Origin of the sequence: Leptospira alexanderi serovar Manhao 3 str. L 60, assembly GCF_000243815.2 — a bacterium.
GTDB lineage: Bacteria > Spirochaetota > Leptospiria > Leptospirales > Leptospiraceae > Leptospira > Leptospira alexanderi.
The window spans coordinates 87,440-110,898 of sequence record NZ_AHMT02000027.1; the positions used below are offsets into that span (position 1 = coordinate 87,440).

Here is a 23,459-nt window from a genome sequence, read left to right on the forward strand (position 1 = left end):
TTCGAATTAATTTTTAGCTTTGATCGAAAAAACGGTTCGAGCCGGTGTGATCGGAGTGCCCGCGTTCAAATCCAAACCGATGTTCGAAAAGATGATCGGGCAACCGATACTCGTCGCACCGATAATTCCGGACATACACATCGCAGCGTTCGCATTTGCCTGGAGATCGATTCCTTGCAATAATGCCTGAACGTTAATCTTGATTTCTTGAGTGGAAGGGTTGAAACCGCCGTCGGGAGTTAATGTAACCGGAATCCGATTTGCCCTCGCGCAAGTGCTGGAACTTCCCGCTCCCACGCAGTTTGCCGATCCGATATGGACTGAGGCTTCTAAGGTTTCGGCGGTTTCAAAATCCAATTTTAGGAATTTATAACCGCTCGTCCACCCCCAGTACATTCCAGAGTTGTTGAGAGGAGGGAGTTGGTTGTCGGCATCCAAATGGTTTTTGTTTTCAGGCAATCCTACGATGAACTTGATTCCTTTGTAGGTGTCCGGAGGTATGAAAGCCGAAACGAGATGGTTGGTTTCGGAAGTTCCGTTACACTTGCCGGTTTTGTTTTCGAAATCCAAAAGGGCGACATCTCCGGATTGGAATTTTCCGTCCTGATTTAGAGAGAGAGGAATTTCTTCTCCCGAGTTTTGAATCAAGGTAACTCCGTGAACAAAAAGACGAAAATCGTGTAGTTGAAACGTCGTACTTTCGGCTATGTGCGCGATGGGAATGAAAGGAAGATATTCCGAGCTTCTTGCATGACCTCGGAGCGTTTGGCCGCATTCTAATTTTTGTGTTCCGGCGTAAGCGGAAAATTGAATTCCCTGATTTCCAAGGGAGAGCAGGGCCGCGACGGACATCAGATTGGAATCGTCCTTTTTTTTATCCCAAGGACAATAAACGAAAGAAAGACAAGCTGAAACAATGAACCCAAAGACTAAAACTTTTTTAGTCATAAAAATAAATCTCCTAATATTTAAGTTTCTTCCTAAAACGCGCGCCGAAAAAAATTACGATCAACGGACCGAAACGTTGTAGGTCGATTTCCTGAGAGGACTTTTGGAAAGTGGAAATGTTAAGAGAATCGAGGGGGTTTTAGCGGGGAGAAAAAAGACAGAATTCCAGAATTAGAATATTCTAAAATAATGATTTGAATGAAGTCGGGGTTATGCTCGATATTGGCTCCTTGTTTCGGAGAAAAAAGGGTCGAGTAAAATGCGCTCAGCTGAGAGAGTTTATTTTCCGTCTTTTTGCAGGAACAAACGTGAACTTCTCCCGATTTTGCGGAATGACAATTCGGGAGTTTCTTGGAAACGACCGATCGATTTCCTGAGAGGACCTTTTTAGAGAAACTTTTGTCTTCTTCGTTCGAGTGTTTCTGCATTTTGCTTCTGTGGTTGCATTCGCAGATTTTGGCCTTTTCTGCGAGAATACAACCGAAGAGACCGCTGGAAAAAACAATTGTTTGGAATAAGATGGAAGCGGATAAAAGGATGGAAAGGGAAAATTTCATCCTAAATCAATCTTGAGTCTGGAAAACACAAGTTGTAAGCCTTCGCTCAGTTTCACTTCCGAAACTTGAATTTGATCTTTTTTCAATTCGGAAATAAATTTTAAAATGCGATTGAGAACCATGGAGGGAATCGCCACCACGGGAGTCATATCTAAAATAACATTATCCGGACGGATTTCCCGGATTTGAGAAAGAATTTCCTGAATTTCATCGGTTTCTACGGAACAAATATTCCTGCGAAATTCGACTCGAAAGGAATTTTTATTAGGGTAGATTGTGGACTCTTCCAACTGCTGCATAAAATAAAACGCAGTTACTACTATCAGGAAATAGTTTTTTCTGGAAACAAAAAAATCCCCGTATTTTTTGTCGGAAGGAACCGAACTTCGATTTGGTTTTGTCGTTTCGTAAAAACACCTTTCGAACTTTTGTATCCCTATGAAAAGTTGGATTCGAAGTCCATTTCTTGCGGCGTCTTTGTCTCTTGGCTTCAAATTCTTTTTCTGGGCTGTCTTTGGAATTCTATTAATTCTCCCTTTATTCTCTTTCTATCCTTGGAAATTTAGAATCGTTTTTGTTTTTCTTTTTGTATGTTTTGCCGTCTTGGACGTTTTGTTTCCGTTGGTTGCGACTTTTTTTCTCGCGGCTTCGGGGGTCTTTTTCGGAAATCATCCCGGAGGAAGATTTCTGGAATTGCAGGATTGTCTTTGGATTTTCTGGTGTGTTCGCGGAATCGTAGAAAACTACTTTCGGGGAAATAAGATTTTTACGGATACGTTTTGGAAACATCCGATCGGAATTCTATTACTTTTGTTCTTCGGCGCGGGGGCTTTGAGTCTTATCGCGAATCCGGATTTGTTTTTGGATTTTCGCTTTTATCAAAAGGGTTGGTTTTGGTTTTTACATTCTACCGAATTGGAACCCGCTTACCCGATTAAACTTTTGTTTTTGGGAATATTATTTTTATTCGGATTGATTGCTCGTAAGAATTGGTTGGGAAGTGTTCCTGCTTTTTCTGCTACGAACCCGGTTTATCGTGTTTTTGCGTTGGGAGTAGTCGCCGGTATGATCGTATCGATAGCCGTCGGTTGGTTGGAATATTTTTCGCAGACCGTAAAATCAATATTAAATTTTTATCATTATTGGTTGGACGGATATAAACTCTTCGCCTTGTCTCATTCTCTAATTCCTTCCTTGAAACGATTTTTACCGAAATTTGGAATTCAGTCCTTGTTTTGGAACCGGAGTTGGTTTTCGATCTATTTGATTTCGGGCCTTCCTTTTTTGTTTTATTGGGTTTTTGCAAGATCGAAATATTCTAAAACCGGAATATTAAAAAAAATGCAAATTTTGAAAAATGGCGGATTATCGCCCGGATTGGGAAAGTGGCTTTTCTTGTCGGCTGTTCTTTTAGTTTTAGGAGTGACGTTTTTTTGGATTGGGGCCAGAGGAGGTATGTTTTCTTTTTTGACGTTTTGTGTTCTTTCCGTTTTTATTCTCCCTTTCTTTCTTGTTAAAAATCGAAATACGTCCCGTACTTTTGCGGCGGTTTTGGCTTCTCATTTCGTTGTCGGAGGAATTTTATTTCCGCTTTCCGTAATTTGGATGCGTGCGGGTTCGGTAGATCCGGAAAGGTTTTCTCATTTTTTAGCGGGGCTGACGCTTGGGATTGGAAAGCCTTTGTTAGGCGGAGGTTTTGAGAGTTACGGGTGGTACAACGAATGTTGTTTAAACCTCGAAGCAAGATCGTCTTTGTATCATACGACTCACAATCAGTTCTTGCAGATTTTTTCCGGTCTCGGAATAACAGGAGTGGTATTTTATTCTTTGTTATGGTTTTTTCTTTTTTATGAGTTGTTGAAGTTCAGAAAAAGCGATCGATCCATTCTGGTTTCCTCTGTTTTTTTCTCTTCCGTTGCGGCCGTATTTGTGTATTCCTTCTTTCAAGAATGGTTCTATTTGAGAGCCGTTTATTTTCAATGGATCGCTTTGTTCCCATTTTTTACGGAAACAAAGGTTTCTACGTTCGTTGCGAAACGGTATTCGTGTTTTAATCGCAGAAATATTATAATTTCTTTATGTTTGGTTTTGGTTTTACTGTTTAGTTCCTGGTTTTTTTTCCCTACAAAAATGTTTCGATCGGGTGTTTACTTTCCTCCGGGAAAAAGCGAATACAAGGCCTGGATTTTGGAAGGAAGCGGTAAAATGACCTTGGCGTCTCGACCGGAGTTGTATTTCGTAACGCAGAACCGGGAAATGGATCGTCGAAGTAAGCTGTCGATTTCCATCTCAGGCGGATATCGAAAGATCTATCCGCGTACAATCAAGGGATTCAAGGGAGAATACATGGCTTTTCGAACTGTCAAGGGCAAGAATATCCTAAAAACGGAATGTATCTTACACCAAAATACGGATCCGCTTCGAACTTTGAACTTTTGGAGTCAAAGGCCCTTGGATCCAGAGCCTAGAAAGATCTGTTCTCAAATACGGATTCGAAAAAAAATCCATTCATCTGCAAAGAAAGTCCTAAGAAAACGTTTTAAAAAAAGATCATGAATACGGTTCCGATTTCGGTCGTAATTCCGACTTTCAATCGGGAAGACAAAATTATCAAAGCGATTTCTTCCGTTTTGGCACAGACTTTTCGGCCAAAAGAAATCATCATAGTCGACGACGGATCGACGGATTCGACGATTTTCAAAATTGGGGAAACTTTTCCGAATTCTTTCGATGGAATTCGAATTCTTTCTTTAGAACATAAAGGAGTCAGTTACGCTAGAAATCGGGGAGTAGAAAAAGCCTCGGAGGATTGGATCGCATTTTTGGATTCTGACGACGAATGGCTGCCCGAAAAATTAGAACGTCAATGGAAATATTGTGAAAAACATCCGGAAACAAAAATTCTTCAATCTCAAGAGATTTGGATTCGAAATGGAAGACGAGTTAATCCTCCCGTTCATCTCTCGAAAAAAAACGGATGGATCTTCGAACAAAGCCTTGAGTTTTGTAGCGTTACTCCTTCTTCGGTTCTTTTGAAAAAGGATCTCTACGAAAAACAAGGCGGAATGGACGAGGGACTTCCCGCCTGTGAAGATTACGACCTTTGGTTGAGAATCACCTCTAAAACCCCGGTCGTTCTTTTGAATGAGTTTTTACTCGTCCGATACGGAGGACATAAGGATCAGCTTTCCGTTCGGTATCCGGCTATGGACCGTTTTCGAATTTATTCTATTATAAAATTATTAAATTCTAATTTATTAAACGAAGAACAACGGAATTGCGCTGAAAAAATTCTCTCTATAAAATGGAAAATTTTAAGGCAAGGGAAAATAAAAAGGAACTCTTGGAGCGAAGAGTTGGATTTTCTTTTGCACTCCGTTATGAAAGACGGAGTGACTTCTTCCTCCGGAATCCGTATTCGGCAATTCTTGCTTGAGAATAAGAATTGGATTTGAGCTTCTTTTCCGCGATGTGCCGCCGTTCATGAGAAGGACAAAGTCAAGGTAGAGAACAATCCGTAGACGTTGATGAGTTTTAAATCCAGAATTCAAATTCTTTTTGATATTTCACCGGGTTCCACTCCAAAATTTGATATTCAGCGACTCCGTTTTTATAAAAAGGATCTTGGTGGCAAAAGGATTCTATTTCTTTGCGGGACTCCGCTCTCGCAATAAAGATTCCGCCGGTTCTAGGTTCCTGAGGTCCGGATGCGAGTAGCAGTTTCTGCTCGTATCCTTTGGACAAATATTCTCTGTGTGCGGTTACATACTCGTCCACGGTTTCGATCGGAACGAGATATCGAAGTACTACTATAAATTGTTTCATTCTAAAATCCTAAAATAGAAGATGTTCATTTCTTTCAAACTCAAATTTGATAGAATACCGTGTTGAATTTTGGAATTTATCCGAAGCCCGTTCGGAGGTTTACCGTATATGTGAGTTTTATAAAAACAAATTATGGATTCAGGTTCTATTCTAGGGTTAGGTCGCAGAGGAAAATTCTCGCTTTTTGGAAACAAGGTCGTATTAAATTCAGTTTCATTACAATTCTCTGATTTGATTTTCATTCAAAAATAAATATTACATTTGGGAAGTAGCTTTCGGATTCTTATGCAAATATAACTCTTGTTAAGTTTTGTAGTTGTTTGATTTCTTTGGGAAGAGTTGTGAGTTGGTTCCCATTCAAATTCAGAACTCGAACATCCTTAGGATTTTCAAGAGCCTTTTTTAAATTACGATATGTTTGCTCTTCGTTCGGTTGTGCTTGGAGTTTGCAAAAAAACAGATCAAAAGGGGTATTATGAATCTTTTTTTAAAACGAATGCTTACGGATTGGAAATACATCATCGGTTCCTTGAAACGGTTTTTGGATTTTTTCGGAGTTAAAAGTTTGTCCCAAAATTGTCCAATGTGGGAACTCTACGTTTTTAAACGATGAGAAAAATCACTCAAAAAACTTAAAAACCGCCGAAGAGATTTAATCTGTGGAGGCTTACAAGGGAGGAATATTGATTTTTCAATGAATCGTTTGCTCTTTACTCGTGTTTGTAGAAACTCAAAGTAAAGGCGATTCCGATTTTTTAATCCTTGGTGCGCGCATCGATCCTCCGAGTTCGTATTAAAAAAATCGAAACTGCGATCGGCAAAAGCGGAAACCAAACGGATAAAAGTTCGGACTGTAACACAACCAAACCGCACGCGGTCAAAAAGTTTTTGATCGGAGAAACTCGAATGGGTCTTACTCATCCCTACATAATAGAGTATCCAAAATTCTACGTCTAAACGGGGATTTGCGCTAAAATTGGCGGTACTTCTTTATGTAGAGATCAGTAAAGGGAAAAAGAATCTTTCGGAAGAATACGGAATGAAAATCCCACTCCGAGTCCTCCGCTTGTCATCGCGTCCAAGATTCCGTGGGAAAGGATCGAAAGAAACAAAAAGAAAAACACGGCTTCTATTCTCGCGCGAAGCCATCGAACCGACACGCAGGCCAAAACGGAAAGGGAGAATGCAAACAAAATCGAATGACTGAATCCTCGATGTCCTAAATCATTTTCATAGGGAATTCCGAATTTGAATGCGATTACGTCCGCGGCGGGAAGAATCGAAAAAAGAATTCCGACCCAAAGAAGTCGAACCGGAATGAATCTATTTCCAAACGCGATCCAAAACGAGATCGGAACCGCGGTATGAGTCATGATGGTGGGCATCGTTATTCCTCGGAGGAAATCAGCTTCGGAAAACCGTCAACGTTAGGCAAGCAGGAACGAAGAGAAAGAAACAGTAGTTAGGTGTTTCGGTCGTTTCTACTCTTTCCATAAATTTTGTAAAAATTTTCCCTTTAACGTTTTATATATGGAAAAGTCCGAATCGATACTGATGATTCGATTGATTTCCTCCTTTTCCGCAATACACATTAAGGAAGCGTCCGCTAAATCCATCGGTAGATTCGAGTACTTTTTCATTCGATTTTTTATATAGCGAATATCTTCCAAGGTAAGATCTAAGATTCGGATGCTGCCCCTTTCCATCCATTCCAAAAAATCAGATTGAGCCTCTATGGAAAACGATAGAAGATAGACGACTTCGGTTACGACCAGCCAAGTCGAAACTAAAGAACCCTTGTAGGATTTGATGAATTTGTAAGTCGATTTATGAAATTTATCTTTAGAATTGAATAATGCGACGATCGGACCGGAATCAATGAGAGCTACGTTTTGCATTTTTCACTTTCATAGATTGATGTAGATATTTTTTGCGGTTTTGAGCCAGATCGGAAACATACGCGGAATGTTTGCCGAATAAGTCCCGGCCTAATTCAAAGGGTGTTTGGGTATTTTCATGATTTTTAATATATTCTACGATAGAGTCTTTAACGATTTCCGAACGACTTTTCCCCTCGGACTTAGCGAATGAAGCTAATTTTCTTTCTAACTCGGGCGGTAATCGCAAACTAATCATAGGGCAGATGTATCACAGATCGGTATTACGGTCAAGGGATTTATTTCAGTCGAATGTCGAAGTGCGGTTTTACATAGAAGGAGCCGTCTTAGATTGCGTAACTATCATCTTGTTCGTTCAAAAAGGGTTTCGTAATCGACAAACACTCGCGTCGAAAGTCGCGCCGTTTTGGTGTTTGGAAAGTAGTCCCGCTTTTTCCATTTGACCGCGAGAAGAGTTCGCAAAACTGTACTTCTATAACTCGTCCGAGACGAAGGTTTTCGGAACGACTCAGATAGAGGCACCTATGAGCGATAACCTAAAAAAAAGAAGTTCGATGACTACGGACGGAGATAATCGCGCACCCAATCGTGCGATGCTTCGCGCCGTCGGTTTTACGGACGAAGACTTTCACAAACCGATGATCGGAATCGCGTCCACTTGGAGCGAAGTGACACCTTGTAATATTCATATCAATAAGCTGGCCGAAAAAGTCAAAGAGGGCGTTCGTACGGCGGGAGGAGTTCCTCAAATTTACGGAACTATCACGGTTTCCGACGGAATTACGATGGGTCACGAAGGGATGCATTTTTCTCTTCCTTCCAGAGAAGTGATTGCGGATTCAATTGAAATCGTTTCCAACGCGATGAGACACGACGGAGTGATCGCGATCGGAGGTTGTGATAAGAATATGCCCGGATGTCTCATGGCTCTTTGCAGAATCGATGCTCCTTCTATTTTCGTTTACGGAGGAACCATTCTTCCGGGACATTGCGACGGTCAAGACGTGGATATCGTCTCCATCTTTGAAGCCGTCGGTAAATTCAATGCAGGTAAAATTTCAAGAGAAGAATTCATCCGAATTGAGCAGAATGCGTGTCCGGGCGCGGGAAGTTGCGGAGGGATGTATACCGCAAACACGATGTCCTCCGCGATAGAAGCTCTTGGGATGAGTCTTCCGGGCTCGGCTTCCATGCCCGCTGTGAGTTCCAGAAAATCGGAGGATTGTTACGAGGCCGGAAAAGCTCTCATCAATCTCATCCGCAAGGGAATCACTCCGAAGCAGATTCTTACCAAAAAAGCATTCGAGAACGCGATCACCGTAGTTCTTGTGTTAGGCGGTTCCACCAATGCGGTCCTTCATTTGATTGCGATCGCGAAAGAAATCGGTGTGGATCTGACTCTCGAAGACTTTGATCGAATCAGTAAAAAAACTCCTCACCTTGCGGATCTAAAACCGGGTGGTAGATACGCCATGACCGATCTCGACAAAGTGGGCGGTGTTCACGGTGTGATGAAGTATCTTTTAAAAGAAGGAATGCTTCATGGCGATTGTCTTACGGTTACCGGAAAAACAATTGCAGAAAATCTAATGGATATGCCTGATCTCGTTCCAAACCAGACGATCGTTCGTAAAAAATCGGAGGCGCTCCATCCTTCCGGTCCTCTTGTGATCTTGAAAGGAAACCTTGCCCCGGAAGGCGCGGTTGCTAAAATTTCCGGTTTGAAAAAAATTTCCATCACCGGTCCCGCAAAAGTGTTCGAATCCGAAGACGATTGTTTCAACGCGATCATGACGGATCAAATCAAATCGGGCGACGTGATTATCATTCGTTACGAAGGTCCCAAAGGCGGTCCCGGGATGAGAGAGATGCTCGCGGTTACTTCCGCACTTGTCGGAAAAGGTTTGGGAGAAGATGTCGGCTTAATGACGGACGGTCGATTTAGCGGCGGGACTCACGGTCTTGTGGTCGGCCATATTTCACCCGAAGCTTTTGATGGAGGTCCGATCGCGATCGTTCAAAATGGGGATACGGTTACTATCGATTCCAGCAAAAATTTGCTCCAAGTCGAAATTTCTCAGGAAGAAATTCAAAAACGTCTGAAAAATTGGAAACCGATAGAACCGAGGTACAAATCCGGTGTTCTTGCCAAATACGCGAAATTGGTTCAATCGGCGACGAACGGTGCGATTACAAATCTGCTTTGAAAACGGTGCGAAACCGGAAACATTTTTGACGTGAATTCGATTTTCGTTCTGCAAGATAGAAAATCGATTGGTTCTACTTTCGTTTCGATTTTTCTCTCGGTAAAAAAATCTAGGGTTGCACGAAGGTAGTTCTTTCTTTGACCGAAATCGTAAAAAGAAACATTCCGGTTTTTCCGTACGATTCCGGTTATGCGATCGGCAAGGACGGATATTTGTTAAGCGACTTCGGAAATTGTCTGAATCTGTTCTTGGAATATTCGATCGAAAAGTCGGACGGTTGTTCATTGAAAGGGACTTTGAACTTTGTTTGAAAGTTCTTGCGGAGTGGGAGAATTAAGAAGAGTCGCACATTGATTGTGATGATGCCCCATTTTTAGATCCATGTTGAAAGTGTGAAAATCCGTTTATGCAGGTTTTCTTAAATATTGCTCCGGAGTTAGTCCTTTGAGCGAGCAATGTGGCTTTAGTCCGAAGTTTAGCAATTCCGAAATGGAGCGAGGTTAGGCGCAGGTCAGCATCTTTTAAAGCCAGTTTGCAATTTTGATTTAGACAAAATATTTCATTCTGAAACCCAACCCTATCCGTATCACGTAGACAGTTACTCCGCTACCGGGGTAGTTGCACCTTATCTGTATCAGGTGGAATACCGATACGATCAAATGAAGTTGTTGGGAGAAATTTTGGACGGAGGACCGATCAATTTCAAGTGGGTTACGTATGGAGACGTGGTTCATCCTAAGAATTCTCGCGTGAGTTTGAAAGATCTTCTGGTTACTTTAGGCGAGATGTATAACGGTTCTCCTCTTCCACAAAATGGAAGTCCCGGGTTTACGGATGCGTATCTTTCCATCAAAAGTCCGTTTTCTCCTCAGTCTCTCGGATGGAGACTCGTGCAAAAGGGACTCATCTCGAAGGATGAAGTAAACAACTTATATCGCGCCGTGGGAATGGACCAACTCGCAAATATCTGCGGTTATCCATGGGCTCTTCCAAACTGTCAATGAGGTAAGGCGGTAGGATAGAATTTTCACAATTTGGAACTAATTCACTTAATAAAAGTTAGGTGAATTAGTTCGCTCATTTGGTCTGGAAATTTGTAGTTTTCCAAATTTCTTTTTGGAATGTCAAAACCGATGTGAACGGATTTTTTCGAATTAAAATCGAATTCTTCCGTATAATTTGTTTATTTCTAAAAAGAATTAGAAGCTATCTCAAAAATATCTTAGAATCATTGGAATCTGCGCTTTAAGCAAAGATAAAATATTTTTGAAATAGGCTTCTAGAAAATTCTGTTGGTTTTCTTGTTTTGTGGTAAATGCTTGCATCTAACCCACGTTTTTGAAGAGGGCGCCATCTTATCTAAGTTAAAATTATACTTTGGAATATCGATATGTACCTTTAACGTTTGCTGCCAGATACTCCCCATGAGAGGGCGCACCCATTAATCCGTCAAAAATAGAATTAGGTACGTCAAAATATTGATATATTCCACCATTTAAAAATTCAATCTCTAAAGTTTGACTCTCGGCGTCGTAGCCTATCGATCTGATATTCGACGAAGAAACGCTGTCTCTTTTCATTATTTTACTCTCCTATTTTATTCTACTTATCCTGTGATTTTGCGATCTCCATGCCTCTACTATCTCTTCAAACTTTGGATCTTCTTCCATTTTAACTCCCCAGCCCCCTGGTGCTTGGGAATTTGGCTCTAATATTTCGTCGTAGACAATCGGATCTTGACTATCAGGTCTTCGATTCTGAGGCGGAGGCTCAACTTGTGTTCTCATAGGTAACTTGACTGCCTCGCCTAAAATAATCGCCTCACCTGTTTTCAATATTGGTAACATATTCGTTAAGCCTTCAAGATTATCCGAAATTGTTCCAGTTATTTGGTTTCTATCTTGAGAATTAGCTAATCTCATCGCAAAAAATGTCCCACATTGAGAAAGAATCGTCGCATTAACTTCTGAGGGTCTCTGACTCACGATCATGGCTCCTATTCCATACTTTCGTCCTTCCTTCACTATCCTTTGAACTACTTTTGAAGCCATTCCTTTTGAATTTTCACTTAAGTAAATATGTGCCTCTTCCATTACAAGCAATAGTGGTCGATGCCGTCCACCTTGAGACAAGTCACGGGCCCAAAAGAGAGCCTCATATAAAAGTCTTAGAAGAATACCTATTGTAGTATGAAGAATATCTGATGGAACGCCGGATAAATCAAGAATCGTAACTGGTTTTTCACTACCGATCCAATTTCTCAATAGAGAATCTAAATCTTTAGTAACTTTTCCATCCTCATCCGGTAACCAATCTTTAGGCTTGAAAATAAAATTATATCTAGGAATTCTTAACTTTGAACCAAGCAATGACAATTGTTTACCAAAGTTATGTGAAGTGGGAATATAATTAATTTTTTCGTCATCATCCTTATCATTTTTAACGTTTTTGAAAATAGGTGGAATCCCTTCCATTGGATTTCCTTTCTGAGGTTGCCCTAATGAATCCAATTCATAAGCTAAATTATCAATTGGTCTACCAGCATGACCTTTGCTATAATATGTTCCGAAAGTTTCCACATATAACTGATACCATAAATAATGAATATTAAAAGGAATCGGTGAATCAACACTTAACGTGTCTAATGTGACTCCTTTTATTGAATTTTTTGTCAAAGAATTTGCTTTTGCACTTTGAATCCTTTCTAAAACTATATTGCGAGATTTTTCATCGTTAAACTCTCCAAAGCAGATTTCACAAAGTTCATCAAAATTTAATGCCCAAAATGGTATTTGAAGTTCATTCTCCTTGAACTTAGCATTGCTGCTTGCATTAATTTTGTAAATATTGGCTCTGTCAAAAAGGGCATTACCGTATTCTCCGTGTATATCCAAAATAAGAATTCTAGCCGATGAATAAAGCATTTGATTCGATAAAGCAGTTATAATACTTGCAACAGTAGTTGATTTACCTGATCCGGTCGTTCCCACAATAGCGGAATGTCGCGTAATTAATTTATTAATATCAACCAATGCTGGAATAGATTCTGCATTTGATATATGACCAAGCTTGACAAAAAATGGTTTATTGGGTTGTCCGTAAATACGGTATAGTTCTTTTTCCGATACTAAATGAATTTCATCGCCTAGCGTTGGATATTGAGAAATCCCACGTTGAAAAATTCCATTCCTTTGACTTTCTCCAATAAGTTGAATTGTCATCCAGCGACTACCATGGGATTGAACTTCACCTTGGCTCCCAGGAATGGAACTCGCACCGACTTGGCTAATAATTCCAAATAAGTCAATAAAGCCTATAGGTATCCGCACAAAACTCCCAATTTGCCCGATTCGATATCCTTGCCCATCAATATAAATAAAATCTGTTAATGATTCTTCAGTAAGCAAAATGCTAACTGTAGTTCCATTTACATCTTGAACAGTTCCCAAATATGTTTTCCTATCTCTCATCTTTATTCTCTAATTCTTCACCAATAAGATTTTTAAGAAAATTTGAAAAGATAGCAAAATCACCTAATTTAACCCATGTTTCAAATTCTTCTGGATCATCTTTCACTTTTATGCTTTCGATAAAACTATTTATCCCTGGATCTGAAGTTTGCTTAGATCTTACCCAAGGTCCGAGGTTAGTTCCAATAATTGCTTTATCAAAGGACCAAACATTTAGATTATGTCTGTCAAAAGCTATCTTGTAAGCCTTTGAATATCTTTCTGAACCTTTCGCATCATCAAGATATGTATTAAACATCAATGATAAAACCATAGCTGTTGGATTAGATTTCAAAGCATTGACGATCGTATCATTCAAGTGCTCGTCGCCAAACGAATAGCCGACAATAATCAATAGAGAAGATTTTTGTCTAATAAACGTATTCAATTGATCGATTAATGCCAGATAAGGCATTTTCCTACTTTCTTCATATTTCAAATGAGATGGGTAAATAATGTGAGAAGCGTCGCTTTTTATTTCCGAGGATCGATATACCTTCTTTTCATTATTTATTGTTTCTTGATACCAATTAATAGACCCATGAATCTTCCAAATTCTTGTCCAATGACTTGGGATTAGATTATCTGCAACAGAGCGTAAATCAAAAAATGGCCTTCTCGCGCCTACAAAACCATCGAAATATGGAACCTCCAAATCTTCTAACGCTTGCTCCATTAAAATATCATAATTAGTTGTAAATATTTCTATTGGAATTTTTCTATCTATAGAACTTATCCACTTTACAAGTTTATGATAAGGCGTTTCATTATTTGGAAGATAAACATTAATTTTAGAAACTATGAGATTACATATTTCCTTTTCTAACTCCAATAGGTCGATATCATTAAACCCCCTAACATTTCCTCCTTTTGCAACTTCTAAAAGACCACGGATGAAACTTAAGACATCCTCAATGTTCTCAGAGCTTTTTCCAGCTTTAAGTAGCTCATCTAACAAAAGTTTATACTTCTCGTCATTCTTCAATTCGTTATTAAGCTAAATTGTTAGATTTTATATTAGAGTTGTTGAAAAATTAATTCCCCATCTATTTCTGTTTCATTGAAATGGGCAGTTGAAGCGGTTTTGTTAATCTGAACTATGGAATTTTTCAACAATTCTATTGAATAAGTTAATTTACTTAACCAACCAAGAACGGTCAGCCCCTAAATGAGGGGCGCGGCATTGCAGATAACTATCGATACGACGTTCTTATATTCACCTAACCACCCCTCCGTGTCCTCCGTGTGCAAGCAGCCCTTGTAACGCCCCTCACATACTTCTACGGTATTGCCCTCCCACTTCGTAGAGAGAGTGGGTCATCTGACCTAAGGAAACTTTTTTGGACGTTTCCATCAGCTCCCCGAATATGTTCCCGTTCGAAAGGCTAACGGATTTTAATCTTCTCAGACGATCTTCAAGATCTTTTTCGTTACGTTTGTGAAATTCTCTTAGGGCTCCGATTTGAGCTTGTTTTTCCGAATCGGTGGAGCGGATCACTTCTTCCGGAATAATCGTAGGAGAACCTTCCTTACTAAGGAAAGTATTCACTCCGATCACGGGAAATTCGCCGCTATGTTTTAGAGATTCGTAATATAAGGATTCTTCCTGGATTTTATTTCTCTGATACATCATTTCCATGGCGCCGAGAACACCACCTCTTTCGGAGATTCTATAAAACTCCTGCAGGATCGCTTGTTCCACCAAGTCGGTCAGTTCCTCGATGATAAACGAACCCTGACCCGGGTTTTCGTTTTTAGCAAGACCTAATTCGCGGTTGATAATGAGTTGGATCGCCATCGCGCGACGGACGGATTCTTCCGTAGGAGTAGTGATCGCTTCGTCGTACGCGTTCGTATGTAAGGAATTGCAATTGTCGTAAATCGCATAAAGGGCCTGAAGAGTGGTTCTAATGTCGTTGAACGCAATCTCTTGTGCGTGCAAAGATCTTCCCGAGGTTTGAATATGGTACTTGAGCATCGCAGAACGGTCATTAGCTCCGTATTTGTGTCTCACCGTTTTTGCCCAAATTTTTCTCGCTACTCTACCGATTACTGCGTATTCCGGATCGATCCCGTTCGAAAAGAAGAAGGAAAGATTCGGAGCGAAGTCGTCTATCTTCATTCCTCTGCTTAAGAAATATTCCACATAGGTCAAACCGTTTGCGAGAGTGAATGCGACCTGAGTGATCGGATTGGCGCCCGCCTCCGCGATATGATAACCGGAAATGGAAACCGAATAAAAGTTACGAACTTGATTGGTGATGAAGAATTCCTGAATATCACCCATCATCTTGAGGGCGAATTCGGTGGAAAAGATACAGGTGTTTTGAGCCTGATCTTCTTTGAGAATATCCGCTTGCACAGTTCCCCGAACGACCTTTAAGGTTTCCTGTTTTATCTTTTCATAAACTTCTCTTTCCAAAACCTCGTCGCCGGTGACTCCTAAAAGCATCAGGCCCAAACCGTCGTTTCCTTGCGGGATGGATGCGTTGTATTTTGGAACGGGAAGATTTTTTACTTTGTAGATGGATTCGATTTTTTGTCGAACTTCCTTTTCGATTCCTGTTGACTTGATGTGTTTTTCGCAGGCTTGATCGATCGCTGTGTTCATAAAAAACGCAAGAACCATCGGAGCGGGACCGTTGATAGTCATTGAGACGGATGTCGTGGGATTACAGAGATCGAAACCGGAATAAAGTTTTTTGGCGTCGTCGAGGGTTGCTATGCTGACGCCCGAGTTACCAATCTTGCCGTATATGTCCGGCCTTTCCCCCGGATCTTCTCCGTATAACGTGACCGAATCGAAGGCGGTGGACAAACGTTGCGCGGGCATTCCGAAACTCACGTAGTGAAAACGGGCGTTGGTTCTTTCCGGGCCTCCTTCTCCCGCAAACATACGGGTCGGATCTTCTCCGGTTCTTTTGAAGGGAAAAACTCCCGCGGTAAAAGGGAATTCCCCGGGAAAATTTTCCTGAAATGACCAACGAACGATTTCCCCCCAGTCTTTGAATTTGGGGACGGCAACTTTCGGGATTTTCAGATTGCTCAAGGAGGTGGACGTGTTGGAAACCTGAATCACTTTGTCACGAACCTGATATGTAAAGTTTTCACCCTGGTAATTCCTCAATTTTTCCTCCCAACCGGAAAGAATCTTTTTGGTTTCGGGGGAGAGGGAATTTTCAATTTTAGAATATTCTGATTTTAGAATATTTGTATCCAGTCCGGACGATTTTAGAACTTCGATCGCTCCAAAAAGTTGAAAGAGTTTTCTGGCTTTGTCGGATTCCTCTTCCGTAAACTGATCGTAACGACGACATTCTTCCCGAATTTCCGCGAGATAACGGACTCGGTCCGGAGGAATGATAAAAATTTTTTCACTCATTCCGAACTCTTTACCGTAGGAAGAAGACCAATCTAAGTTCAGTTTTTCGGAGATGGAACGAATTACGCTGCCGTAAAGAAGGTTAGTTCCCGGATCGTTGAACTGGGAAGCGATCGTACCAAAGACCGGCATCGTATCCAAGTTACGATCGAATAATTGTCTGGATCTTTGGAATTGTTTTTTAACGTCTCTCAGGGCGTCGAGCGCTCCCCGTTTGTCGAATTTGTTGATGGCGATCAGATCGGCGTAGTCGATCATGTCGATTTTTTCCAATTGAGTCGAGGCTCCGTATTCAGGAGTCATAACATACAAAGCCACGTCTGCGACTTCGGTGATTTCGGAATCGCTCTGACCGATCCCCGCGGTTTCGACGATGATCAGATCGAACCCCGCGCATTTTAAGACGTCTATACTTCGCTTAACGTTTTTGTTAAGCGCAATATTGGCTTCTCTTGTCGCAAAGGATCTCATGTAAACCCTTTTGTGAAAGATAGAGTTCATTCGAATCCGATCGCCGAGGAGCGCGCCTCCGGTTTTCCTTTTGGAAGGATCCACGGAAAGGATTGCGATCGATTTATCCGGAAAGTCTATTAGAAATCTACGGACGAGTTCGTCGGTCAGAGAGGATTTGCCCGCACCTCCGGTTCCGGTGATCCCGAGGATCGGAACGGCTTTTAATTCCGGAGGAAAATTTAGTTTTTCGGTTAACGACGATTTTTCGAGTTCCTGTCTTTCGAAGGTGTTTTCCACGAGAGTGATCGATTGTGCGATTGCCAGAGGGTTTTTGTCTCTTAAGGAAGAGTGAAGAGTGCCGTTGAACGTAAGAGGGGGAATGAAGTCCGACCTGCGGATGAGATCGTTGATCATCCCCTGCAGACCGAGTTCTCTACCGTCGTCCGGAGAATAGATTCGAGTGACGCCGTAGGTTTCCAACTCTTTGATTTCGGAAGGAAGAATTGTGCCGCCACCGCCGCCGAATACTTTAATATGACCTGCGCCTTTTTCTTTCAAGAGGTCGATCATGTATTTGAAATATTCCACGTGACCGCCTTGATAACTCGTGATGGCGATCCCTTGAGCGTCTTCTTGGATCGCACATTCCACGATTTCTTTCACGGAGCGGTTGTGACCAAGATGGATCACTTCCACACCGGAGGCCTGAAGAATTCTCCTCATGATATTGATTGAAGCGTCGTGGCCGTCGAAAAGGGAAGCGGCCGTGATAAAACGAACTTTGTGTTTTGGAGTGTAAATTTGCGTTTCCATAAGAGTACTTCTATTCTAAAATTAAAAAATTTGAATTTAGCTTTCCGGAGAATCGATGAGAATTCTCACACGATTTTCCAATTCTTCCGTGACGATTTTTGCGGCTTTTTTAAGAGGAACATTGGGGAACTCGTGGGGATAGATCGGCTTACCGATGTTATACGTAATCTTAGTGCCGAATGCCTTGCCGGACAAAAACGCTTCAGGTTTCAACATTCTCCAAGCCCCTTTGATCCCGCTTGGAATGATCGGAACTCCGGTGCGAATCGCGAGTTTTGCCGCAAGTGCTTTGAACGAACCGGGAATGACAACTTCCGTTCTAGTCCCTTGAGGATAGATCGAGATGAGTTCACCCTTTTGGATGAGTTCGGCCATGTAATTTTCGAGATCTTCGTAGTAGGCCGCGGCGGATTTTGCGTCTTTCACATTGTGCGCCCTTAAGATCGGATAACCTCCCCAGTGTATAAGTTGTTTTCCCTGCAGATTTCCAAGAGTGTTCAAGGTGGTTATCAAGGATTGTTTTACCAGACTTAAGGGAAACTTGTTCAAGGGAGAATCCGGGTTGTTGAGAATGTCCAAAACGGTTTCTTGAGGATGAAACAATTCGTATTTTCCGAGATAAATCACTTTTCTCAAAACAGAGGTTCCCTGTACGATTACATCCAGATTGTCCGTGTGATTGGAAATTAGAACGGCGCCTCCCGATTCAGGAACGTTTTCAAGACCGGTAACTTCCACAGAATAGACGAGGTGAAGAAGGGCTTTTAAGAATTGTTTTACTGGTTCTCTCGGAATTAGAAAAAGGCTGTCAAGAGAGTCGGATTCAGTGCGGGTTTCCATGCAAGGTCTACTTTTCGAACGAACGTTCAATAAATATTGGATTTAGAGTTCATTGTACCGAATGGAATCGAATTCATCAAGTTGGATTTTTAGAAACGAATTCAACTTTCTAAGAACTAAATCGCGCTTTGAATCGGGTCGTCGCGCGGGATAAAATCGATGTTTCTAAGAATGAGATAGGAGATGCCGAAGGATGAGTGGGAATATAGGATGGTTTCAAGATTCATTTTGGTTTGGGGAGGGGTTTTTACAAACTCTCCGCGGGTCTGCTTTGGATCCGGTTCTAGGTGTTGTTACTTTGCTTTTTCACTATCTGGGCGGAAGTACATTCAATATGATTTTTCTTTCCGTCGTATATGTTTTTATCAATCGAAAATTAGGAATCCGACTTGGAACAGGATTTATGACGGCGGGAATCGTCAACGGAGTGACGAAGGCTTTGTTTGAAAGTCCAAGACCTTCCCTTTCTTGGATTGGCCCCGGAACCCTCAGAGAAACTTCGTACGGATTTCCTTCGGGCCACGTACAAATATCCGTCGTCATATGGGGGCTCGTTCTTTTCCACGTAAAAAATAAAACGATCCAGGTACTTTCACTTTTTATAATATTACTAATGCCCTTTTCAAGAATGTATGCCGGAGTACATTATCCGGGGGATACGTTGGGCGGTTTTATTTTGGGGCTTATTATAATCGTTTTGATAGAGGTTATATTCCGAGTTTTTCCAGAGTTTGAATTTCCAACACCTTACGAGGGTCAAACTCTCTCCAAAACGAAAACATTTGCTTTGGTCGTAGTCGTATTGACTTTGCCTTCTGTACTTTTACATTCGAATTTGGATTCGCTTGCGAAAATAAAGTCGTACGAACAAGTGATATCTGCAAGCGGCGCTTTGGGAGGGTTTACGATTGGGATACTTCTTTCCAAATTTTATACTTTGGATTGGGAGAAGGTGGATTCCGTATCGGAGACAATCCGCAGAGCGGCGGTTTTAATATTGGGAGTTCTGCTTTTTTACATATTACCCGGCATCATAGTCCAAAAGCTCTTTCCAGAAAATCCGGTTGCAAGATACCTCCGGTACGGGATCGTTAGTAGTTATATCGCCTTTTTCTCGGCATACATATTGGCTAAGATAAAAGGAAAAGGCTGATAAAAAATAGAATGTCGAAGTTCTCGGGGAAGATGCAAAAAATTTCGGACCTTTGGTTTCAGTTCCGTAAATCCGGAATGTTCAAATCTTCCCTTTTCGTCAGCGTTTCCAAGGCGGTTTCTTCGCTGCTCAATCTCGTGTTTATGGTCTATTCCGTAAACATTCTCACAAAAAGCGAGAACGGACTTTTTCAATACTATGCGGGATTTCTTCCGGTGCTTCTTGCGATCGCGGAGTTTGGATTACCCGCGGCGCTCGTAAAATTTTTAGCTCCCATCACCGGAGATAAACGAAAGATCGGAATCCTTTTGTCTTCTTCCATGATCATCAAATTGGGAGCGCTCGGAGCCTTGACCTGTATCAGTTTTGTGGGGGCAGTTCTTTTAAAGGAAAGTTCGATTGTGGTCGCGCTTCTCGTATTGGGAAGTTTTATACTCTCATTCAATACTTTCTTTGAAAGTATTTTTATCTGCTTCGGAAATTATATCTCTCTCTCGTTTTGGAATCCTCTGACGAATCTGATCCGGCTTGTGGTGTTGTATTCCGCGGATCAGCTCACAGAAAGGGCGCTCGGACATTTGGATATACTTGCGATCTTTACAGTGTCCCCGTTGTTCGTATTGGTTTTGTTTTTTTTCGTGTTTCCAAGAAGGCAATTGTATTGGAGCGGAGAAAAAAGCGGAATTATGGAGATGACCTCGAAGCTGACTTCGTTTAACGGATATGCGTTTTTAGCGTCCATCTTTGCGATGATTTCCGACAGAATGGAAATTTTCTTTTTGAAATGGTATCATTCGCAGGAATCCGCGGCCGTATACGGCACCGCCTTGCAATTGTTCAGTGGATTCGTGATTTTATTTTCGGTACTCAATTCTCTCATATATCCGAAGTTATCCCGTTTAGTGGACTCCGAGGAATTTCCGAAGTTTCTATGGAAGTCCGTGATGTTGTCGGTTGGAATGGCGGTACTATTATCACCCGGATTTTTTATGGCGGAATGGATTCTAAATCTATTATTCCGAGGAAAATACGCGGACTCGACCGGGGTATTTCAAATTCTATATCCGAACTATATGATGCAGTTGGTGTTTTCGCCGCTCGGAATCGCGTTATTCGCCTTAGGTCAACCGAGAATACTTGCGTTTTTGGCGTTGTTACGGTTGGTGAGCGGTTTGGTCTTAGCGAATCTACTCATACCGGAATACGGACCCAACGGTGCGGCGTTTTCGTACTTCTTAGGACAAATCGTATCCTGGCTCATTTTGATCGGATACTTCCTCGCTTTCTTTCGAAGATGAATGTGCGAAGACTGTCCGAAAAAAACGGGCGGTTTCGCAGCGCGGACCGGGCTCTCGGCTACGGTCAATAAATTTCGGAACATTCAAATTGAAGAAAAAAAACGGATCGGAAATTTATTGACCTATTCCTCTGCAGCGGGTCGTGGGATTGAGTTTCTTCGAAACCTACCGCAAAGACCCGGGATAATACTAACATTTTTTTGTATATTCGTAATATATCAACCGATATTGGCGGAGTCTTATTCGGAATATCGGCTCGACGATCTTTTGTTGTTAGAGGACGGGAAAAAGGAATTAACCGGAAGAGGGCGGTTTTATAATTCACAGAAAGAGGAAGAGCCGAAGGAAAAAGAACCTGCGAATGGCAAAGATCGGGATGATACCGTAAAAAAACAAGATAACCGAATGCAAAGTTGGACTTCTAAGTTTTACGGGAACGCAACCGCGCTTTACAGAGGATTGACGCAAAAGGGCGGAACCCGGGAGGAGGAAGCCAAGCGAAGTTTTTCCCGAGGAATATTCAGTCCTGAAGTCGGCTGGGCGGATAAGGGAGAGAGGATGTATCATAAAATTCTAATATCTCCGTTCTTGCAATACGAAGAAACTATCATAGGAACAAAAACAATGACTCGGGGCGCCGACGGAGAGTTATTGTGGATCGCCGGTTGGGCGTCTCCGACCTTACGGGTGGGGATGGAAGTAGGGCGTGGGTATCAAAGGCTCGATCGAAACGGATTTTTATTTGTTGGATTTTTAAATTACGGAGAGTTTCAAATACATTGGAAACCGCTTGGGGTTTCCGTAACGGCGATCGGAGCGCAGATGCGGAATGCTCCATTGTATACCACGCGAGACAGAAGCGAATCCCCTCAGAGAATAGTCGGAGGGAGTGCGCAAATACTTGAGAATCGTATCTTCCAGAATTTTAGAATATTCTATTATTTGTATAAAGAATCGAAGCAGGAGGCCGTCAAAGGAGGATTGTACGAAAGGGAGGAGCCGTTTCGTCCGTATGGAGAGTTTCAGTATTACGGAATCGAATTCTCATCCGCAAAATTATTTGGATTCAGGATCGACGCGGACGCGATTCAAGTCGTCGGGTTTAGGCAATACGGGCTCGGCACATTTCCGACTCCACAGTTTACAAACGGGAGGTTGATCGGATCTCGATTTGTTTTGGAAAGACCGGAGGCCGAGTATTTTCTGGGAGGGCTTTATACTTCCAGGGATTCCGATTTGCGAATCGACCGAAATTCGGATGGTTACGCGGGAATCAGAACCGACCCTAGAGGTTACGGAGGGAAAACATCCTTTTTGTTGATGGAAAGTTTGCTGATGCAGGGAGGTAATGTGTTTCAAGAGGATGGGACCGTAACAAAGCCAAATTTTGAAAACAAGGGAATGCAACTCCTACAATTCGGAATCAAAAAGAGTTGGAATCAGAAATGGAAGACTCAGGGAATGATTCTTACATCTTCCTCTCCTATGGGGAAGGGCTGGGAAGGAATCGCAACGGCGGGTTATCAGTCGGAATATTCTTATATTTTAATTAGCTTATCTTATGCGCATGTGGATCCTCAGAGGGAAAAGAAGATTTTTGTCGAGGAATGGAAGACTAAGGAGTCGATCCGGGAATATTCCCGGATTTATTTTTCAGCCGGCGTTTACTTTTGAAGGTGTAGGAAGAGCCTTTTTTAAGGTTCTACTGAATCTGACTTCGTTTCCGATGTCGTTGTAGACGAGTTCATCCACGTTCATTTTCACAAGAAAGATTCCGCGGCCGGAGAGATGACTTGCGTTTGGATCGGTGACCGGGTCGGGAACTTTGGTAGGATCGAAACCCATTCCAGGGTCCTTTAGAGAAACGTGAACCTTTTGATTTTCGAAACCGACTTCAAGATGAACGAATTCGTTCAAGGTATCGCAGATCCGGTCCACATGATCGAAATAATCCACATCGGAGGAGAGTAATTTCGATTTGTTTTCGTAACTAATTCCCGCGAACCCGTGTTCGATCGAATTTCCAAGCAATTCATACAAAGCGAGTTTGATTGAAAGAATATCGTCCGTATGAATTCCGGGAATTAGGGAAATTGAACGCATCACAAGATTTACGTATTGATTTAAATTTTTAAGACTGGGTTTGATCGAAAAATGTTGTTTGGACTCGGTTAGTTGAAAGTGGTTTTTGCCGATCAGTTCCTGACTACAAATGAATAAATTCTCGAATTTTTGCAGAGAATGACGGATTGCATCCATTCGAAAGGGTTTGATGAAAAAATCCACGGCACCGAGCCGGAGCGCTCGAATAGAAATATCTATATCCTGGTTGCCCGTAATCACGATAAAAGGAGTGTTGACTTCCCTGTCTCGGAGTTTGGAAACGAAATCGATCCCGCTCATTTTAGGTAGACGGACGTCCGTTATGATCAGATCGAAGCTTTTGTCCTTACACATTTCTAGAGCTTCTTCCGCAGTTCCCGCCAAGGTGAGGTCATGAACGATTCCGAATATCTCCTGGAACAGGTCTCGGATCATTTCCTCGTCGTCTAAAAAAAGAATTCGCATAGGATCTT

20 protein-coding genes and 3 pseudogenes are annotated in these 23,459 nt (G+C 41.8%); 9 read left to right on the plus strand and 14 right to left on the minus strand.

Annotation, left to right across the window (positions count from 1 at the left end):
• Nucleotides 1–6: 6 nt before the first annotated feature.
• The 3 genes from LEP1GSC062_RS09240 to LEP1GSC062_RS25825 all read right to left on the minus strand — a co-directional run bounded on the left by LEP1GSC062_RS09240 (nucleotide 7) and on the right by LEP1GSC062_RS25825 (nucleotide 1,804).
• Nucleotides 7–948, minus strand: coding sequence for an MbnP family copper-binding protein (locus LEP1GSC062_RS09240; protein ID WP_020984081.1), 942 nt, complete (start codon nucleotides 946–948; stop codon nucleotides 7–9).
• 119 nt (nucleotides 949–1,067) lie between these two features.
• Entirely contained in the window at nucleotides 1,068–1,505 is a 438-nt protein-coding gene (locus LEP1GSC062_RS09245; protein WP_010578748.1) for an LIC_11090 family protein, read from the minus strand.
• Nucleotides 1,502–1,804, minus strand: a complete 303-nt coding sequence (locus tag LEP1GSC062_RS25825) for an STAS domain-containing protein (RefSeq protein WP_039941697.1) — start codon at nucleotides 1,802–1,804, stop codon at nucleotides 1,502–1,504. Before LEP1GSC062_RS25825 ends, LEP1GSC062_RS09245 begins: the two co-directional genes overlap by 4 nt.
• 139 nt (nucleotides 1,805–1,943) lie before the next feature.
• Here LEP1GSC062_RS25825 and LEP1GSC062_RS09255 point away from each other — a divergent pair, with 139 nt between their 5' ends.
• Both LEP1GSC062_RS09255 and LEP1GSC062_RS09260 read left to right on the plus strand, forming a co-directional pair.
• Nucleotides 1,944–4,061 (plus strand): O-antigen ligase family protein, encoded by a 2,118-nt coding sequence (locus tag LEP1GSC062_RS09255; RefSeq protein ID WP_039941649.1) that lies wholly within the window; start codon nucleotides 1,944–1,946, stop codon nucleotides 4,059–4,061.
• On the plus strand, nucleotides 4,058–4,960 hold the full coding sequence (locus LEP1GSC062_RS09260) for a glycosyltransferase family 2 protein (protein WP_010578750.1): 903 nt from the start codon (nucleotides 4,058–4,060) through the stop codon (nucleotides 4,958–4,960). The genes LEP1GSC062_RS09255 and LEP1GSC062_RS09260 overlap by 4 nt, the downstream gene beginning before the upstream one ends.
• Nucleotides 4,961–5,039: 79 nt before the next feature.
• On the opposite strand, the gene LEP1GSC062_RS09265 is transcribed toward LEP1GSC062_RS09260, so the two are convergent.
• Entirely contained in the window at nucleotides 5,040–5,330 is a 291-nt protein-coding gene (locus LEP1GSC062_RS09265) for a YciI family protein (protein ID WP_010578751.1), read from the minus strand.
• 267 nt (nucleotides 5,331–5,597) lie between these two features.
• Nucleotides 5,598–5,849 (minus strand): annotated as a pseudogene (locus LEP1GSC062_RS24690) (leucine-rich repeat domain-containing protein); the annotation flags it as partial.
• Here LEP1GSC062_RS24690 and LEP1GSC062_RS23950 point away from each other — a divergent pair.
• Nucleotides 5,806–5,943 (plus strand): hypothetical protein, encoded by a 138-nt coding sequence (locus tag LEP1GSC062_RS23950; protein WP_167324064.1) that lies wholly within the window; start codon nucleotides 5,806–5,808, stop codon nucleotides 5,941–5,943. The pseudogene LEP1GSC062_RS24690 and the gene LEP1GSC062_RS23950 sit on opposite strands and share 44 nt — an antisense overlap.
• Nucleotides 5,944–6,085: 142 nt before the next feature.
• On the opposite strand, the pseudogene LEP1GSC062_RS09280 reads toward LEP1GSC062_RS23950, so the two are convergent.
• The 3 genes and pseudogenes from LEP1GSC062_RS09280 to LEP1GSC062_RS09290 form a co-directional block, all read right to left on the minus strand.
• Nucleotides 6,086–6,715: pseudogene (locus LEP1GSC062_RS09280) on the minus strand (metal-dependent hydrolase).
• Between the two features lie 96 nt (nucleotides 6,716–6,811).
• Complete coding sequence (locus LEP1GSC062_RS09285; RefSeq protein ID WP_010578755.1) at nucleotides 6,812–7,228, minus strand: type II toxin-antitoxin system VapC family toxin; 417 nt, start codon at nucleotides 7,226–7,228, stop codon at nucleotides 6,812–6,814.
• Nucleotides 7,206–7,466: a ribbon-helix-helix protein, CopG family gene (locus tag LEP1GSC062_RS09290; protein WP_010578756.1), complete on the minus strand. Its 261-nt coding sequence runs from the start codon at nucleotides 7,464–7,466 to the stop codon at nucleotides 7,206–7,208. Before LEP1GSC062_RS09290 ends, LEP1GSC062_RS09285 begins: the two co-directional genes overlap by 23 nt.
• Nucleotides 7,467–7,752: 286 nt before the next feature.
• Here LEP1GSC062_RS09290 and ilvD point away from each other — a divergent pair, with 286 nt between their 5' ends.
• The 3 genes and pseudogenes from ilvD to LEP1GSC062_RS09305 form a co-directional block, all read left to right on the plus strand.
• Nucleotides 7,753–9,435: a dihydroxy-acid dehydratase gene (gene ilvD, locus LEP1GSC062_RS09295; RefSeq protein ID WP_010578757.1), complete on the plus strand. Its 1,683-nt coding sequence runs from the start codon at nucleotides 7,753–7,755 to the stop codon at nucleotides 9,433–9,435.
• A 137-nt stretch (nucleotides 9,436–9,572) separates the two neighbouring features.
• On the plus strand, nucleotides 9,573–9,746 hold the full coding sequence (locus tag LEP1GSC062_RS09300) for a hypothetical protein (RefSeq protein ID WP_020984130.1): 174 nt from the start codon (nucleotides 9,573–9,575) through the stop codon (nucleotides 9,744–9,746).
• A gap of 261 nt (nucleotides 9,747–10,007) precedes the next feature.
• A pseudogene (locus LEP1GSC062_RS09305) lies at nucleotides 10,008–10,439 on the plus strand (DUF1554 domain-containing protein); the annotation flags it as partial.
• A gap of 366 nt (nucleotides 10,440–10,805) precedes the next feature.
• Here the strand turns inward: LEP1GSC062_RS09305 and LEP1GSC062_RS09310 are convergent.
• The 5 genes from LEP1GSC062_RS09310 to LEP1GSC062_RS09330 form a co-directional block, all read right to left on the minus strand.
• The gene (locus LEP1GSC062_RS09310) at nucleotides 10,806–11,015 is read right to left on the minus strand and encodes a KTSC domain-containing protein (RefSeq protein WP_010578759.1); all 210 of its coding nucleotides are present in this window, start codon (nucleotides 11,013–11,015) and stop codon (nucleotides 10,806–10,808) included.
• Between the two features lie 12 nt (nucleotides 11,016–11,027).
• On the minus strand, nucleotides 11,028–12,884 hold the full coding sequence (locus tag LEP1GSC062_RS09315; RefSeq protein ID WP_020984131.1) for an ATP-binding protein: 1,857 nt from the start codon (nucleotides 12,882–12,884) through the stop codon (nucleotides 11,028–11,030).
• Between the two features lie 10 nt (nucleotides 12,885–12,894).
• On the minus strand, nucleotides 12,895–13,902 hold the full coding sequence (locus tag LEP1GSC062_RS09320) for an SIR2 family protein (protein WP_010578761.1): 1,008 nt from the start codon (nucleotides 13,900–13,902) through the stop codon (nucleotides 12,895–12,897).
• Nucleotides 13,903–14,214: 312 nt separating this feature from the next.
• On the minus strand, nucleotides 14,215–17,592 hold the full coding sequence (locus LEP1GSC062_RS09325; RefSeq protein WP_010578762.1) for a methylmalonyl-CoA mutase family protein: 3,378 nt from the start codon (nucleotides 17,590–17,592) through the stop codon (nucleotides 14,215–14,217).
• A gap of 36 nt (nucleotides 17,593–17,628) precedes the next feature.
• Complete coding sequence (locus LEP1GSC062_RS09330; protein ID WP_010578763.1) at nucleotides 17,629–18,432, minus strand: lysophospholipid acyltransferase family protein; 804 nt, start codon at nucleotides 18,430–18,432, stop codon at nucleotides 17,629–17,631.
• A gap of 193 nt (nucleotides 18,433–18,625) precedes the next feature.
• Between LEP1GSC062_RS09330 and LEP1GSC062_RS09335 the strand changes: the two genes are divergently transcribed.
• Genes LEP1GSC062_RS09335 through LEP1GSC062_RS09345 form a run of 3 tightly spaced genes read left to right on the plus strand, consistent with a single transcriptional unit; the run spans nucleotide 18,626 to nucleotide 22,557 of the window.
• Nucleotides 18,626–19,585, plus strand: a complete 960-nt coding sequence (locus LEP1GSC062_RS09335) for a phosphatase PAP2 family protein (RefSeq protein ID WP_010578764.1) — start codon at nucleotides 18,626–18,628, stop codon at nucleotides 19,583–19,585.
• A gap of 11 nt (nucleotides 19,586–19,596) precedes the next feature.
• Nucleotides 19,597–20,883, plus strand: a complete 1,287-nt coding sequence (locus tag LEP1GSC062_RS09340; RefSeq protein WP_020984125.1) for an oligosaccharide flippase family protein — start codon at nucleotides 19,597–19,599, stop codon at nucleotides 20,881–20,883.
• Nucleotides 20,884–22,557 carry a hypothetical protein gene (locus tag LEP1GSC062_RS09345; protein WP_010578766.1) on the plus strand — a complete coding sequence of 558 codons (1,674 nt, stop codon included), beginning with the start codon at nucleotides 20,884–20,886 and terminating at the stop codon, nucleotides 22,555–22,557. It abuts the gene before it with no gap.
• Here the strand turns inward: LEP1GSC062_RS09345 and LEP1GSC062_RS09350 are convergent.
• On the minus strand, nucleotides 22,537–23,451 hold the full coding sequence (locus LEP1GSC062_RS09350; protein WP_039941699.1) for an ATP-binding response regulator: 915 nt from the start codon (nucleotides 23,449–23,451) through the stop codon (nucleotides 22,537–22,539). The genes LEP1GSC062_RS09345 and LEP1GSC062_RS09350 overlap by 21 nt on opposite strands.
• Nucleotides 23,452–23,459: the final 8 nt, after the last annotated feature.

Excerpts from the sequence above, each read along its gene's own strand:
- LEP1GSC062_RS09240 (WP_020984081.1), bottom strand. The coding sequence starts at position 948 with ATGACTAAAAAAGTTTTAGTCTTTGGGTTCATTGTTTCAGCTTGTCTT.
- LEP1GSC062_RS09245 (WP_010578748.1), bottom strand. The coding sequence starts at position 1,505 with ATGAAATTTTCCCTTTCCATCCTTTTATCCGCTTCCATCTTATTCCAA.
- LEP1GSC062_RS25825 (WP_039941697.1), bottom strand. The coding sequence starts at position 1,804 with ATGCAGCAGTTGGAAGAGTCCACAATCTACCCTAATAAAAATTCCTTT.
- LEP1GSC062_RS09255 (WP_039941649.1), top strand. The coding sequence starts at position 1,944 with ATGAAAAGTTGGATTCGAAGTCCATTTCTTGCGGCGTCTTTGTCTCTT.
- LEP1GSC062_RS09260 (WP_010578750.1), top strand. The coding sequence starts at position 4,058 with ATGAATACGGTTCCGATTTCGGTCGTAATTCCGACTTTCAATCGGGAA.
- LEP1GSC062_RS09265 (WP_010578751.1), bottom strand. The coding sequence starts at position 5,330 with ATGAAACAATTTATAGTAGTACTTCGATATCTCGTTCCGATCGAAACC.
- LEP1GSC062_RS23950 (WP_167324064.1), top strand. The coding sequence starts at position 5,806 with ATGAATCTTTTTTTAAAACGAATGCTTACGGATTGGAAATACATCATC.
- LEP1GSC062_RS09285 (WP_010578755.1), bottom strand. The coding sequence starts at position 7,228 with ATGCAAAACGTAGCTCTCATTGATTCCGGTCCGATCGTCGCATTATTC.
- LEP1GSC062_RS09290 (WP_010578756.1), bottom strand. The coding sequence starts at position 7,466 with ATGATTAGTTTGCGATTACCGCCCGAGTTAGAAAGAAAATTAGCTTCA.
- ilvD (WP_010578757.1), top strand. The coding sequence starts at position 7,753 with ATGAGCGATAACCTAAAAAAAAGAAGTTCGATGACTACGGACGGAGAT.
- LEP1GSC062_RS09310 (WP_010578759.1), bottom strand. The coding sequence starts at position 11,015 with ATGAAAAGAGACAGCGTTTCTTCGTCGAATATCAGATCGATAGGCTAC.
- LEP1GSC062_RS09325 (WP_010578762.1), bottom strand. The coding sequence starts at position 17,592 with ATGGAAACGCAAATTTACACTCCAAAACACAAAGTTCGTTTTATCACG.
- LEP1GSC062_RS09330 (WP_010578763.1), bottom strand. The coding sequence starts at position 18,432 with ATGGAAACCCGCACTGAATCCGACTCTCTTGACAGCCTTTTTCTAATT.
- LEP1GSC062_RS09335 (WP_010578764.1), top strand. The coding sequence starts at position 18,626 with ATGAGTGGGAATATAGGATGGTTTCAAGATTCATTTTGGTTTGGGGAG.
- LEP1GSC062_RS09340 (WP_020984125.1), top strand. The coding sequence starts at position 19,597 with ATGTCGAAGTTCTCGGGGAAGATGCAAAAAATTTCGGACCTTTGGTTT.
- LEP1GSC062_RS09345 (WP_010578766.1), top strand. The coding sequence starts at position 20,884 with ATGTGCGAAGACTGTCCGAAAAAAACGGGCGGTTTCGCAGCGCGGACC.
- LEP1GSC062_RS09350 (WP_039941699.1), bottom strand. The coding sequence starts at position 23,451 with ATGCGAATTCTTTTTTTAGACGACGAGGAAATGATCCGAGACCTGTTC.